The organism is Plantactinospora sp. CNZ320, from assembly GCF_002846275.1.
Genome location: NZ_PJMP01000001.1, coordinates 1,387,031 through 1,400,127, shown reverse-complemented (window position 1 = coordinate 1,400,127; position 13,097 = coordinate 1,387,031). Strand labels below are relative to the sequence as shown.

At 72.7% G+C, this 13,097-nt stretch carries 11 protein-coding genes and 1 pseudogene; 9 read left to right on the top strand and 3 right to left on the bottom strand.

The features are described 5' to 3' along the window. Positions 1–156 precede the first annotated feature (156 nt). The 7 genes from hpnC (at position 157) to hpnH (ending at position 9,075) form a co-directional block, all read left to right on the top strand. Positions 157–1,086: a squalene synthase HpnC gene (hpnC, locus tag CLT71_RS06090; RefSeq protein WP_199187525.1), complete on the top strand. Its 930-nt coding sequence runs from the start codon at positions 157–159 to the stop codon at positions 1,084–1,086. Next, positions 1,083–1,961, top strand: a complete 879-nt coding sequence (hpnD, locus tag CLT71_RS06085) for a presqualene diphosphate synthase HpnD (RefSeq protein ID WP_101366239.1) — start codon at positions 1,083–1,085, stop codon at positions 1,959–1,961. The genes hpnC and hpnD overlap by 4 nt, the downstream gene beginning before the upstream one ends. Further along, a complete protein-coding gene (gene hpnE, locus CLT71_RS06080) occupies positions 1,958–3,307 on the top strand; it encodes a hydroxysqualene dehydroxylase HpnE (RefSeq protein WP_101366238.1) in 1,350 nt (449 codons plus the stop codon). Before hpnD ends, hpnE begins: the two co-directional genes overlap by 4 nt. Before the next feature lie 99 nt (positions 3,308–3,406). Next, complete coding sequence (locus CLT71_RS06075; RefSeq protein ID WP_101366237.1) at positions 3,407–4,438, top strand: polyprenyl synthetase family protein; 1,032 nt, start codon at positions 3,407–3,409, stop codon at positions 4,436–4,438. 107 nt (positions 4,439–4,545) lie between these two features. Next, positions 4,546–6,483 (top strand): squalene--hopene cyclase, encoded by a 1,938-nt coding sequence (gene shc / locus CLT71_RS06070; RefSeq protein WP_199187524.1) that lies wholly within the window; start codon positions 4,546–4,548, stop codon positions 6,481–6,483. Further along, positions 6,480–7,994, top strand: a complete 1,515-nt coding sequence (ispH, locus tag CLT71_RS06065) for a 4-hydroxy-3-methylbut-2-enyl diphosphate reductase (RefSeq protein ID WP_486483081.1) — start codon at positions 6,480–6,482, stop codon at positions 7,992–7,994. The genes shc and ispH overlap by 4 nt, the downstream gene beginning before the upstream one ends. Positions 7,995–8,070: 76 nt before the next feature. Then, positions 8,071–9,075: an adenosyl-hopene transferase HpnH gene (gene hpnH / locus CLT71_RS06060; protein ID WP_101366235.1), complete on the top strand. Its 1,005-nt coding sequence runs from the start codon at positions 8,071–8,073 to the stop codon at positions 9,073–9,075. A 60-nt stretch (positions 9,076–9,135) separates the two neighbouring features. Here hpnH and CLT71_RS06055 read toward each other — a convergent pair whose 3' ends face one another. The 3 genes from CLT71_RS06055 to CLT71_RS06045 form a co-directional block, all read right to left on the bottom strand. Then, a complete protein-coding gene (locus CLT71_RS06055; RefSeq protein WP_101366234.1) occupies positions 9,136–9,897 on the bottom strand; it encodes an SDR family NAD(P)-dependent oxidoreductase in 762 nt (253 codons plus the stop codon). 206 nt (positions 9,898–10,103) lie between these two features. Then, on the bottom strand, positions 10,104–10,961 hold the full coding sequence (locus CLT71_RS06050) for a Scr1 family TA system antitoxin-like transcriptional regulator (protein WP_101371192.1): 858 nt from the start codon (positions 10,959–10,961) through the stop codon (positions 10,104–10,106). Between the two features lie 311 nt (positions 10,962–11,272). Beyond that, entirely contained in the window at positions 11,273–11,512 is a 240-nt protein-coding gene (locus CLT71_RS06045; RefSeq protein WP_101366233.1) for a DUF397 domain-containing protein, read from the bottom strand. A gap of 500 nt (positions 11,513–12,012) precedes the next feature. Here CLT71_RS06045 and CLT71_RS06040 point away from each other — a divergent pair. Together CLT71_RS06040 and CLT71_RS06035 are read left to right on the top strand one after the other, a co-directional pair. Continuing rightward, positions 12,013–12,603: pseudogene (locus CLT71_RS06040) on the top strand (GGDEF domain-containing protein); the annotation flags it as partial. Positions 12,604–12,793: 190 nt separating this feature from the next. Next, entirely contained in the window at positions 12,794–13,063 is a 270-nt protein-coding gene (locus CLT71_RS06035) for a hypothetical protein (protein ID WP_101366232.1), read from the top strand. Positions 13,064–13,097 lie beyond the last annotated feature (34 nt).

Here is a 13,097-nt window from a genome sequence, read left to right as displayed (position 1 = left end):
ACGCCGAGAGGAATTCGGCAGGCCGCACCGCCCAGGGTAGGAATTTGGGTACTCTCGGTGAAGATTACTTAGCGCGAGTGGTGGATTACGACCAATCCGGCGCGGCGGTCTGGCGCGGCCCCGCTGAGCCGACTGGACCTCGCGAGAGGCGGCAGTGTGCTTCATCTGACCGACGACGCTCCCGACCATCCGTCCGCGGATCGGCCGGGTGGGCGCCGGCAGCCGGACACCGTACTGGCCGGGGAGAACTTCCCCGTCGCGCTGCGTGTCCTGCCGGCCCGGATCCGCCGGCACCTGCTCGCCCTCTACTGGTACGCCCGGTACGTCGACGACCTCGGCGACGAGCCGGACCGCAGCGGCCGGAACGAGGCGCCAGCCACCCGACTCGCCGCGCTGGACCGGTTCGACCGTGAGGTACGCGCCCTCTACCACGGTCGGCTGCCCCGGCACCCGGTACTCGTCCGGCTGGCACCGACCGTGGTCGACTGCCGGCTGCCGATCGACCCCTTGCTGCGGTTGATCGAGGCGAACCGGCGTGACCAGACGGTGACCCGCTATCCGACCTTCGGTGCCCTGGTCGACTACTGTCACCTCTCCGCCGACCCGGTCGGCGAGCTGGTGCTGCACGTCTTCGGTGCCGCCTCGCCGGAGCGGATCCGGCTCTCCGACCGGATCTGCACCGCGTTGCAGGTGGTCGAGCATCTCCAGGACGTCGCCGAGGACCGGCGCCGGGGCCGGATCTACCTGCCGACCGAGGAGTTGGCGGCGGCCGGGGTGCCGGAGGAGGACCTGGACGCGCCCCGGGCGAGTGACGGGCTTCGCGCCGTGGTCCGGCGCCAGGCACGGCGCGCGGGCGACCTGCTCGACGGCGGTGCGCCGCTCGTCGGTGACCTGCACGGCTGGGCCCGACTGGCCGTCGGCGGGTACCTCGCGGGTGGGCGCGCCGCGCTCGCCGCACTTGCCCGGGCCGGTCACGATCCGCTGCCCGGGCCACCCAGACCCACCCGGGCCGGAATCGCCGCCGCCTGGTTCAGGTCCTACTGGCCGTCCCGGGCCGCCCTGCGCCCGAGTGGGGTGCGCGGATGACCGCCGACGCGGGGCTGGAGCGCGCCTACCGCGAGTGCGCCCGGGTGACCCGCAGCCAGGCGCGCAACTTCTCGTACGGGATCCGGCTGCTCCGCCCCGACCGCCGCGCCGCACTCTGCGCGGTGTACGCCGTCGCCCGGCGCATCGACGACATCGGCGACGGCGACCTGCCCGCCGCGACCAAGCTGGCCCGGCTCGACCAGATCCGGGCGGCGCTGCACCGGTTGCCGGAGGCCGGCGGAGATCCGGTGCTGGTCGCCCTGGCCGACGCGGCGGACCGGCTGCCGATCCCGTTGGCCGCCTTCGACGAGCTGATCGACGGCTGCGTGGCGGACGTCCGGGGTGCCCGCTACGAGACCTTCGAGGAACTGGTCGGCTACTGCCGCTGCGTCGCCGGGTCGATCGGCCGGCTCTCGCTCGGCGTCTTCGTGCTGCGGCCCTCGGTCGACCGGGCCGCCGCCGCCGAACTCGCCGACACCCTCGGCATCGCGCTGCAACTGACGAACATCCTGCGGGACATCGTGGAGGATCGGGCCGCCGGCCGGGTCTACCTGCCCCGCCGTGACCTGGAGCGGTTCGGCTGCACCCTGGAACTCGGTCCGGACGGGGCGCTGACCGACCCACCGGACCCGCTCGCCGCGCTGCTGCGCTGGCAGGCGCACCGGGCCGAACGGTACTACCAGACCGGCCTGCGGCTGCTGCCGCTGCTGGACCGGCGCAGCGCGGCCTGCGTGGCGGCGATGGCCGGCATCTACCACCGGCTGCTGGCCCGGATGATCGCCGATCCGCTGGCGGTGACCCGGCAGCGGGTCTCCCTGCCCGGCTGGGAGAAGGCGTACGTCGCGGCGCGGGCGATGACCCGGAGCGCACCGTGACCGACGGAGAGGTCTGCGTGGTCGGCGGTGGGTTGGCCGGCATCGCCTCGGCGGTGCGGCTGCTCGACGCCGGGCACCGGGTGACCCTGGTGGAGGCCCGTCCGGCGCTCGGTGGGGCCACCTACTCGTTCCGACGCGGCGAGTTGACAGTGGACACCGGGCAGCACGTCTTCCTCCGCTGCTACCAGCAGTACCGTGACCTGCTCGTCCGGCTCGGCAGCGCCGACCGGGCGGCCGTGCAGGACGGGTTCGCGGTGCCGATCCTGCGGGCCGGCGGTCCACCGCACGTACTGGCCCGCAACCGCCGACTGCCGGCCCCGGCCCACCTGCTGCCGGCCCTGCTCGGCTACCGACCGCTGCGGGTCGGGCAGCGGCTGGCGGCGGTACGGGCCGCCGCTGCGCTGCGCCGGGTGGAGCCGGACGACCCGGCCGCCGACCGGGTCAGCTTCGGTGCCTGGCTGGCCGCGCACGGGCAGGACGCGCCGACAGTGGCCCGGCTCTGGGAGCTGATCTGCACCGCTGCCCTGAACGCCCCACCGGAACGCGCCTCGCTGGCGCTGGCCGCCCGGGTCTTCCGGACCGGGCTGCTCGACCGGGCCGACGCCGCCGACATCGGCCGGCCGACCGCGCCCCTGTCCGAGCTGCACGGTGTGCCGGCGGCCGGGCTGCTCCGCCGGCTCGGCGCGACCGTCCGCACCGGGGTACGGGTGCAGCGGATCCGTGCCGACCAGGGTCGGTTCCAGGTCTCCGGCGAGGGCGTCGAGCTGACCGCCGACGGGGTGGTGTTGGCGGTGCCGCACCCACAGGCCGCTCGGCTGGTGCCGGCCGAGGCCGCCCCGGACCGGGCGCGCTGGGCCCGGCTGGGCGCCGCCCCGATCGTCAACGTGCACGTGCACTACCAGCAGCGGGTCACCGATCTGGAGTTCGCGGCCGGATTGGACACGCCGGTGCAGTGGGTCTTCGACCGGACCGCGCCCGGCGGCTCCGGGCAGTACCTGGTGGTCTCCATCTCTGCCGCCGAGGAGGTGCTCGGCGTCCGGGCCGGCGACCTGGTCCGGACCTACCTGGACGCGCTGGCGGAACTCTTCCCGGCGGCCCGGCAGGCCCGGATCCGGGACGCGTTCGTGACCCGGGAACCTCGGGCGACCTTCCGGCAGGGGCCCGGTACCCGCAGCGCCCGGCCACCGGCCCAGACCCGGGCGCCAGGGCTGGCCCTGGCCGGCGCGTGGACCGACACGGGATGGCCGGACACGATGGAGGGCGCGGTACGCAGCGGCCACCGCGCCGCCGACGTGCTTCTCGCCCATTTCGGATCGGCGCCGAACCCCGCGGAGGCACCGGCGTGACCGACCGCAGCGAGAAGACGACATGACCGAGCGGAGCGACGTCATCGAAGGGCTCAGTCGTCCAGGTCACCGCGACGACGAGCGTAGCGAGGAGACGACATGACCGTGATGCTGCCCAGCGTCCTCGCCCAGGTGGACGAACTCGTCCAGCCCGAGATCCGGGCGACGCTGGAACGGATCGACGAGCGTACCCGGCTGGTCGCCGGGTACCAGCTCGGTTACTGGGACGCCGCCGGGGAGCCCGCCGGCCGTGGCGGCAAGGGGCTGCGTCCGGCACTGGCGCTGCTCTCCGCCCAGGCCGCCGGCCAGCCGGTACGCCGGGGACTGCCGGCGGCGGTCGCGGTGGAGCTGGTGCACAACTTCTCCCTGCTGCACGACGACGTGATCGACGGTGACCTGGAGCGCCGGCACCGGCCGACGGCGTGGGCGGCGTTCGGGGTCGGGCCGGCGATCCTGGCCGGGGACGCCATGCTGAGCCTCGCCGACGAGGTGCTGGCCGCCGACCCCGCCCTGGACGTACGCGCCGGACTGAGCACCATGCACACCGCGATCCGGCGCCTGATCGCCGGGCAGGCGGCCGACGTGGCCTTCGAGTCCCGTCCCGACGTCACCCTCGACGAGTGCCTGGCGATGGCCCGGGACAAGACGGCGGCGCTGCTCTCCTGCTCCGCGACGCTCGGCGCGGTGCTCTGCGGCGCCCCGGCGGCGCTGGTCGACGGCCTGGCCCGGTACGGCGAACGCCTCGGCCTGGCCTTCCAGCTCGTGGACGACCTGCTCGGCATCTGGGGCGAGCCGGCGGTCACCGGCAAACCGGTCCTGGCCGACCTGCGGGCCCGGAAGAAGTCGGTACCGGTGGTCCGGGCCCTCACCTCCGGTGGTCCGGCCGCCGACCAGCTCGCCGAGCTGTACGCCCGGACCGGCGACCTCTCCGCCGCCGACCTGGGCCTGGCCGCCGAGCTGATCGAGGAGACCGGCGCCCGGGACTGGACCGAGAAGCAGGCCGACCGGCTGCTCACGGAGGCGCTGGCCGAGCTGGACCAGTTGGCCGAGCCCGGCTCGGCCGCGGAACGCTCCGGCGCGCACGTCGACCTGGTGGCGATCGCGCACTTCATGACGGGACGGGACCACTGATGGGCACGACGCTCTCCACAAGCGACGGCAACCCAACCGTGCAAGGAAGGGCCCCCTCTACAACAGAAAACGATAATAGGGGGCCCTTCCTTGCAGCTGAGGCGGCGTTGGAGCGGGCCCGGGATCTGCTGATCGCGCGACAGGAGCCGGGCGGCTGGTGGCAGGGCGAGCTGGAGACCAACGTGACGATGGAGGCCGAGGACCTGCTGCTGCGGGAGTTTCTCGGCATCCGTACCGAGGTGGAGACCGCGCCGACGGCCCGGTGGATCCGCTCGAAGCAGCACGCGGACGGCGCCTGGGCGACCTTCCACGGTGGGCCGGGGGACCTCTCCACCACCATCGAGGCGTACGCGGCGCTTCGGCTGGCCGGTGACCCGCCGGACGCCGAGCACATGTGCCGGGCCCGGGAGTTCGTACTCGCGGCCGGTGGCATCGAGCGGAGCCGCGTCTTCACCCGACTCTGGCTGGCGCTCTTCGGCGAGTGGCCGTGGCACCGGTTGCCGGCGATCCCGCCCGAGGTGGTGCTGCTGCCGTCGTGGTTCCCGCTGAACGTCTACGATTTCGCCTGCTGGGCCCGGCAGACAATCGTGCCGCTGTCGATCGTCCGCGCGCTGCGCCCGGTACGCCCGCTCGGCTTCTCGCTCGGCGAGCTGCGTACCGGACTGCCGCCCCAGCCGGAACAGCGGCGCGGCAAGGGGCGCTGGATGCACCGGCTCGACTCGGCGCTGCGCGGCTACGAGCGCCACGCGGTCGGCCCGGTACGCCGCAACGCGCTGCGCCGGGCGGCCGAGTGGATCGTCGCCCGGCAGGAGGCCGACGGATCCTGGGGCGGCATCCAGCCACCGTGGGTGTACTCGCTGATCGCGCTGCACCTGCTCGGCTATCCGCTCTCGCATCCGGTGCTGCGCAGCGGGCTGGCCGGGTTGGAGCGGTTCACCGTACGGGAGGAGACCCCGGACGGCCCGGTACGCCGGCTGGAGGCGTGCCAGTCCCCGGTCTGGGACACCGCGCTGGCGATGGTGGCGCTCGCCGACGCGGGGGTGCCAGCCGACCACCCGGCGCTGACCACCGCCGCGGACTGGCTGCTCGCCGAGGAGATCCGGGTCCCCGGCGACTGGTCGGTACGCCGGCCCGGGGTGCAGCCCGGCGGCTGGGCGTTCGAGTTCGACAACGACGGCTACCCGGACACCGACGACACCGCCGAGGTGCTGCTGGCGCTGCGGCGCTGCGGGGCGCCTCCGGCGTTGCGGCCGGCGATGGAGCGCGGGGTCCGGTGGCTCTGCGGGATGCAGTCCGCCGACGGCGGCTGGGCCGCGTTCGACGCGGACAACACCCGGGCGATCGCCCGGGACCTACCGTTCTGCGACTTCGGTGAGGTGATCGACCCGCCCAGCGCGGACGTGACCGCGCACGTGGTCGAGGCGCTCTGCGCGGAGGGGTTGGCCGGCTCGATACCTGTGCGTCGTGGCGTGGCGTGGCTGCTGCGCCACCAGGAGGCCGACGGGTCCTGGTTCGGCCGGTGGGGCGCCAACCACGTGTACGGGACCGGCGCGGCGGTGCCGGCGTTGATCGCCGCCGGGGTACGCCGGGACGACCCGAGAATCGTCCGGGCGGTCTGCTGGCTGCACCGGCGGCAGAACGCCGATGGCGGCTGGGGCGAGGACATGCGCTCGTACCGCGATCCGGCCTGGCGGGGTCAGGGCGACTCGACCGCCTCGCAGACCGCGTGGGCGCTGCTGGCCCTGCACGCCGCCCGCACCGACGACCTGACGTCGGTCCGGCGCGGGGTGGACTGGCTGGTGCGTACCCAGCGGCCGGACGGGGGCTGGGACGAGCCGCAGTACACCGGCACCGGGTTTCCCGGCGACTTCTACATCAACTACCACCTCTACCGGCTGGTCTTCCCGGTCAGCGCCCTAGGCCGGCTGCTGCGCGACCCGGAGTACACCGGTCGGTTGCTGCGCGATCCGGAGTACGCCGGCCGGCTGCCGGGCGGTTCGGAGTACGCCGGCCGGCTGCCGGGCGACCCGGGAGAGTCCAGTTGAGCGGCGGGGACTGGGTGCTGTTCGCACCGATGCGGGCGGAGGCGCTCGGTCTGCGGCGCGGTCTGCCGCCGGGCGCACCGCTGCGGCGTACCGGTCGGGGTCCGGCCCGGGCCGCCCGGGTCGCCGCCCGCCACCGCGACACCGCCGCGCTTGCGGTGGCCGGCATCGCCGGTGGCCTGGTGCCGTGGCTGCGCACCGGGGACGTGGTGGTGGCCACCGAGGTACGCCGGGCCGGCGTCGTCGGCGGTGCCCCGGTACCCTGCCCGGCCGCCCCGATGATCGCGGCGGCACTGCGCCGGGAGGGTCTGACCGTCCACCTGGGACCCGTGGTGACCAGCCGGCGGATCGTCGACGGCGCGGACCGGACCCGGCTCGCCGCCACCGGCGCGATCGCGGTGGACACCGAGTCGGCGGCACTGTTGGCCGGTGCGGCCGGCCGCCCGATCGCCTGCGTACGGGTGGTCGCCGACGTGCCACCGCATCCGCTCTACCGGCCGGCGACGCTCGGTCGGGTGGTCGCGGCGCTGCGGGTACTGCCACGACTCGGCCCGGCCCTGTCGGAGTGGGCGGCGGCGACCACCGCCCGGCAGGTGGTGCTGGCCGCGCCCCGGTCGTTCTGTGCCGGGGTGGAGCGGGCGATCAGCGTGGTGGAGCAGGCGCTGGACCGGCACGGTCCACCTGTCTACGTGCGCAAGCAGATCGTGCACAACGTGCACGTCATCGCCGACCTGCAACGTCGCGGGGCAGTCTTCGTCGACGAGCTGACCGAGATCCCGGACGGCGCGACGACTGTCTTCTCCGCGCACGGGGTGGCCCCGGCCGTCCGGCAGGCCGCCGCCGACCGGGGACTGCCGGTGATCGACGCGACCTGTCCACTGGTGACCAAGGTGCACAGCGAGGCCCGCCGGTTCGCCGGGCGGGGCAACACCGTGCTGCTGATCGGGCACTCCGGGCACGAGGAGACCGAGGGGACCCTCGGCGAGGTACCCGGCCGGATCGCCCTGGTGGAGTCGGTCGGTGACGCGGAACGGATCGAGGTCGCCGACCCGGACCGGGTGTCGTACCTGGTGCAGACCACCCTGGCCGTGGACGAGGTGACCGGGGTCCTTGACGTACTCCGGCGGCGGTTCCCCGCGCTGACCGGACCCTCCTCGGACGACATCTGCTACGCCACCACCAACCGGCAGGCGGCGTTGCGCGAGGTGGCCGCCGTCGCCGACGTGGTGCTGGTGCTCGGCTCGGCCAACTCCTCGAACTCCCGGCGCCTGGTCGAGGTGACCGAGCGCGGGGGCACCCCGGCGTACCTGGTCGACGACGTCGAGCAGGTCGACCTGCGCTGGCTCGCGGGGGCACGGACGATCGGCGTCACCGCCGGTGCCTCGGCGCCGCCCTGGCTGGTCGACCAGACCGTTGCGGCGCTGGCCGGGATCGGCGCCGACGCGGTACGGGAGCACAGCACGCGTACCGAGGATGTGCACTTCACCCTTCCCAAGGAGATCCGAACACCATGACGGGGACCAGTTCGCGCAGCATCGCGCGGGACCACCGCGCGCCGATCGACCGGCCGACCGGAACGGGGTGGTGACGATGGGCATGCCACTGCGCCAGAGCCTGCGGGTCGGCCGCTATCTGATGGAGCAGAAGCTGCGCCGGAGGACGCACTTTCCACTGCTGGTCGAGTTGGAGCCGCTCTTCGCCTGCAACCTGGCCTGCGCCGGCTGCGGCAAGATCCAGCATCCGGCGGACGTGCTGAAGCGCCGGATGCCTGTGGAGCAGGCGCTCGCCGCGATCGAGGAGTGCGGGGCGCCGATGGTCTCCATCGCCGGTGGCGAGCCGCTTATGCATCCGGAGATCGACCGGCTGGTCGACGAACTCGTCAAGCGCCGCAAGTACGTCTTCCTCTGCACCAACGCGGCGCTGCTGCGCAAGAAGCTGCACAAGTTCACCCCGTCCCGCTACTTCTCCTTCGCCGTGCACATCGACGGGCTGCGGGAGCGGCACGACGCCTCGGTCTGCAAGGAGGGCGTCTTCGACGAGGCGGTCGAGGCGGTACGGGAGGCGAAGCGGCGCGGCTTCCGGGTCACCAGCAACACGACCTTCTTCTCCACCGACACCCCGCAGACCGTCATCGAGGTGCTCGACTATCTCAACGACGACCTCGGCGTCGACCAGATGATGCTCTCCCCGGCGTACGCCTACGACAAGGCACCGGACCAGGAGCACTTTCTCGGCGTCGCGGAGACCCGGGCGATGTTCAGGAAGGCGTTCGGTGAGGGGCGCCGGAAGAAGTGGCGGCTGAACCACTCGCCACTCTTCCTGGACTTCCTGGAGGGCAAGGTCGACTTCTCCTGCACCGCCTGGGCCATCCCGTCGTACTCGCTCTTCGGCTGGCAGCGTCCCTGCTATCTGCTCGGCGACGGCTACGCGCAGACGTACCGGGAACTGATCGAGACGACCGACTGGTCGGCGTACGGCCGGGGGCGGGACGCGCGCTGCGCCAACTGCATGGCGCACTGCGGGTACGAGCCGACGGCGGTACTCGCCACGATGTCCTCGCTGCGCCAGTCGATCCGGGCGATCCGCGCCAACTGAGATGCAAGGAAGGGCCCCTTGTACAACAGAAAACGATAATAGGGGGCCCTTCCTTACACCTCAGCCGAAGCGGTCGGCGAGCCGGCGGTAGGTGGCCGGCAGGGTGGCCCGGACCGCGATCGGCAGCACCATCCAGCGCGGCAGGCAGACCTCGTGCCGACCGGTGAGCATGCCGGTGAGCAGGGCGTCGGCGGCCCGTTCCGCCGGCACCGGGCGGGGGCGGCGGCGCGGGTACGGCCGGCCCCGGCGGGCGAAGAACGGGGTGTCGACCACGGCGGGGACGAGTTCGGTGACCACGATGCCCCGACCGGTGGTCTCCTTGCGCAGGCTGTCGGCGAAGACACTCAGTCCGGCCTTGGTACCGGCGTAGACCGCCTCCTCGCGTACGCCGAGCCGGCCGGCGATCGAGCCGACGAAGCCGAGCCGCCCGCTGCCCCGGTCGAGCATCCCTGGCAGTACCGCCCGGGCGAGCAGCATCGGGGCGGTCAGGTTCGCCGCGACCAGCGCCTGGATCTGGGCGTCCGTCATCCCGGTCAGCGGCCCGGCGAAGCCCTGGCCGGCGTTGTTGACCAGGATGTCGACCCGGCCGGCGCTGTCGAGTACCCGTCCGGCGAGCGCCTTCGTCCGCTCCGGGTCGGTGAGGTCGCACGGGATCGCCGTACCGCCGGACTCGGCGGCGACGGCCGCGAGCCGTTCGGGGTCGCGGCCGCTGAGGAAGACCCGAGCGCCCGCGCCGGCCAGTCGCCGGGCCGCGGCGGCGCCGATCCCGGAGGAGGCGCCGGTGACCAGGGCGACGGCGCCGGCAAGGCGACGGGAAGTCATATCGGTAGTGTGGCCCATCCGGGGCCGGTGGACCGGACGGAGCGCCGAACCGGAACCCGCGCGACGGCCGATGGCCGGCGGTCGGCGGTCGCGACCGGTCGGGGCGATCGCGCCAGATCGTCGGCGGCCGGCAGCCGGCGGTCGCGACCGGTCGGGGCGAATGTGCCAGATCGTCGGCGCCCGGCGCCCGGCGCTCGGCGGTCGGCTCAGGACTCGACGTCGGCCAGGATGGCGCGGAGGAACGCCGGTGTCTCGGTCGGCGGAACGGCCTCGACACAGAGCCGTTCCATCGCGGCGGCGTAGTAGTCCACGTCGTCACGCTTGTCGAGGTAGAGCGCGCTGGTGAGCTGTTCCATGTAGACGACGTCCGGCAGTTCCTGGTCCGGGAAGCGGAGCAGGCTGAACGCACCACCGGCCGCGGCATGCCCGCCGGCCCGGAACGGGATCACCTGGACAGTCACGTTGGGCAGCTTGCCGACCTCGATCAGGTGCTCGAGTTGGCCGCGCATCACGCCGACCCCGCCGATCGGGCGGCGCAGGGCCGCCTCGTCCACCACTGCCCAGAGCTGCGGCGCACCCGGCCGGGTCAGCACCTTCTGCCGGTCCATCCGCAGCTCGACCCGACGTTCGATCTCGTCCGGCGGGGCCCCGTCGTGGGCGAGCAGCACGACGGCCCGGGCGTAGTCGCGGGTCTGCAACAGCCCGGGAATGTACTGCACCTCGTAGGCCCGGATCAGCGCGGCGGCGGCCTCCAGGCCGAGGTAGGACTGGAACCAGTTGGGCAGCACGTCACCGTACCGGTGCCACCATCCGGGGTTGTTGGCCTGCCGGGCCAGGGCGAGCAGGGCTGACCGTTCGTTCTCGTCGGTCACCTGGTAGAGGGTCAGCAGATCGGCGACGTCACGTTCCTTGAATCCCACCCGGCCCAGCTCCATCCGGCTGATCTTGGACCCGGACGATCTGATCTCCCAGCCCGCGTCCTCACGGCTGACGCCCCTGGCCTCCCGCAGCTTGCGCAACTGGCTGCCGAGCAGGATCCGCAGCACGGTGGGGCCGCCCGCCATCCCGGGATCGGCGGCTCCACCCGCGAAGACCGGCCCACCATCGACGATCGGTCCGCCGTCGGCAATCTCGCCGTCGGGGACCGAGTCATGGCCGGATGGAGCCATCGTCACGTGTCGCCTCCACACATGCTCGACGCAGCCCACCGAGGGCTGGGCCAAATCCGTCGGTAAGCATGCCATGGCTGGACGGTGAGGAGGGTAGACCCAACGCGCTAATTTTATCGACCCTCGTACAGTCGGGGTTCGCGTCGGTGTGTCGGAACGGTGGCGAACGGTGAGGTCGGCGTAACGGACGCCGTAGGTACCGTCGGCTATCCGATGAGGTTGTCGAAGTCCCCGTCGCGGGCGCCGAGGATGAAGGCAGTGATCTCGTCGATGGTGTAGATCAGCGCCGGGCCGTCGGGGTCCCGGGAGTTGCGGACGGCGATACCCGCCCCGCCGGGCAGCTCGGCCATCTCGACACAGTTGCCGCTGGGGTTGCTGCGGCGGCTCTTCTGCCAGGCGAGGGTGGGCAGCTGGCTTGTGGACATGCCGTTGTACGTCTGAATCATCGCCAGTCTTTCTGGGGTTTCTTCTGGAGGGCTGGGGGCGGTGGGCGTCGCGTAGGCCCGACTGCGTACTGATTCCTCCCCGTGAACGCGTCCTCAGCCGTGACGGGGTGTGGAACACCCGTCTGGTCGACGGGGTGTGGAACACCCGTCTGGTCATCAGTGCATGACCATCTGCACGTGCATTCGCTCTTGCGTCTGCACCTGACAGCGAGCATGATAGCGCGGTAAGGGTGTGTCCGTTTGTTCACTTTTCGTGATGGAGGCGGGGGGCCGTTGCCAGCGCAACCGAAGCGTCGGGGACCAGGCAAGATCGCCGACATGCGCGCCTGCCTGGGCAGATGGTCGCCAACGGATCGCAACGACACAGTTTCTGCCCGTGCTGGCATATGCGAACGTGGATCACGGACAGTCACTACTTACCCCGGGCTACCGACCTTCGGACACGGTCTGGATCCGGCCCGCGACTGTCCTCCGAGCCGGGTCTCCTGAGGGGACACGCCATCGTGGACCCCTTCACCCTCGCCGCCGGCGCCGCTGCGGTAGCCGGCCTCGGCGCGGCCTGGCGGATGCGCGGCCAGGTGCGGCTGGCCCAGGCGGAGGTGGTCCGGCTCCGCGAAGAGTTGCAGTCGGAACGGCACGCGGCCACCCACGACCCGCTGACCGGACTGCTCAACCGGCGCGCCTTCTATCAGATCGGCGCCGCGCTGGTCGCCGACCCCGGCCGGCCGCCGCTGGTCGCGGTGGTCCTCGACCTCGACGACTTCAAGCAGATCAACGACCGGTTCGGACACTCCGCCGGAGACCAGGTGCTGGTGGCGGTGGCCTGGCGGTTCGCGGCGTACGCCGGCAACAACCTGGTGGCCCGGCTCGGCGGCGACGAGTTCGCCGGCCTGCTCGCCGGTACCCGTGCCGACGGGCGCTGGCTACACCAGTCCGCGCGACGGCTCGCGGAACTGCTCTCCGCGCCGATCCAGGTGGCCGAGCGCGACCTGCGGGTCACCGCCTCGATCGGGCTCGCTCCGGTGCACGGCTGCGCGCAGTTGGCCGAGGTGCTCGACCTCGCCGACGCGGCGATGTACCGGGTGAAGACCCGCCGGGCCCGACTCGCCCCGGCCGATGTCGACGCGGCCGGTTGTGCCGGCCCGTTCGGGGGGTACGTCCAGAGCCAGCCACAGCTTCGCCGGTCGAGCAGTACGACCGACGACACCACCGGAACGCGGGCCATGCCCCGTGAACTGATCGAGACGACACCCGGTGCCGAGTCAGGAGGGCAGTGACAATATGCCAGTACCCAACGTGGATCCGCACCGACGGAACCCGGCGGAGATCGACTCCACCGCCAGTTACCGACCGACCGACCCGGTCTGGGTCTACCGGTCCGGCACCTGGCGGGCCGGAGTGGTCGAGGCGGCCTCGGCGCTGGCCGCGACGGTCACGTACCGGCCGAACAGCGCCCGGGGCACCGGGGTGGACACTCTCACCGCGCAGTACATGATCCGGCGGCAGGAGCCGGACCCGTTGCTCGACGGCGAATTCGCCGGACGCCGCTAGGAACCCTTCAGGACCAGGGGCCCGGTCAGCCGGG

Excerpts from the sequence above, each read along its gene's own strand:
- CLT71_RS06050 (WP_101371192.1), bottom strand. The coding sequence starts at position 10,961 with ATGGCGGGCGGCCCCACCGTGCTGCGGATCCTGCTCGGCAGCCAGTTG.
- CLT71_RS06055 (WP_101366234.1), bottom strand. The coding sequence starts at position 9,897 with ATGACTTCCCGTCGCCTTGCCGGCGCCGTCGCCCTGGTCACCGGCGCC.
- CLT71_RS06035 (WP_101366232.1), top strand. The coding sequence starts at position 12,794 with ATGCCAGTACCCAACGTGGATCCGCACCGACGGAACCCGGCGGAGATC.
- CLT71_RS06075 (WP_101366237.1), top strand. The coding sequence starts at position 3,407 with ATGACCGTGATGCTGCCCAGCGTCCTCGCCCAGGTGGACGAACTCGTC.
- CLT71_RS06045 (WP_101366233.1), bottom strand. The coding sequence starts at position 11,512 with ATGATTCAGACGTACAACGGCATGTCCACAAGCCAGCTGCCCACCCTC.
- hpnH (WP_101366235.1), top strand. The coding sequence starts at position 8,071 with ATGGGCATGCCACTGCGCCAGAGCCTGCGGGTCGGCCGCTATCTGATG.
- hpnD (WP_101366239.1), top strand. The coding sequence starts at position 1,083 with ATGACCGCCGACGCGGGGCTGGAGCGCGCCTACCGCGAGTGCGCCCGG.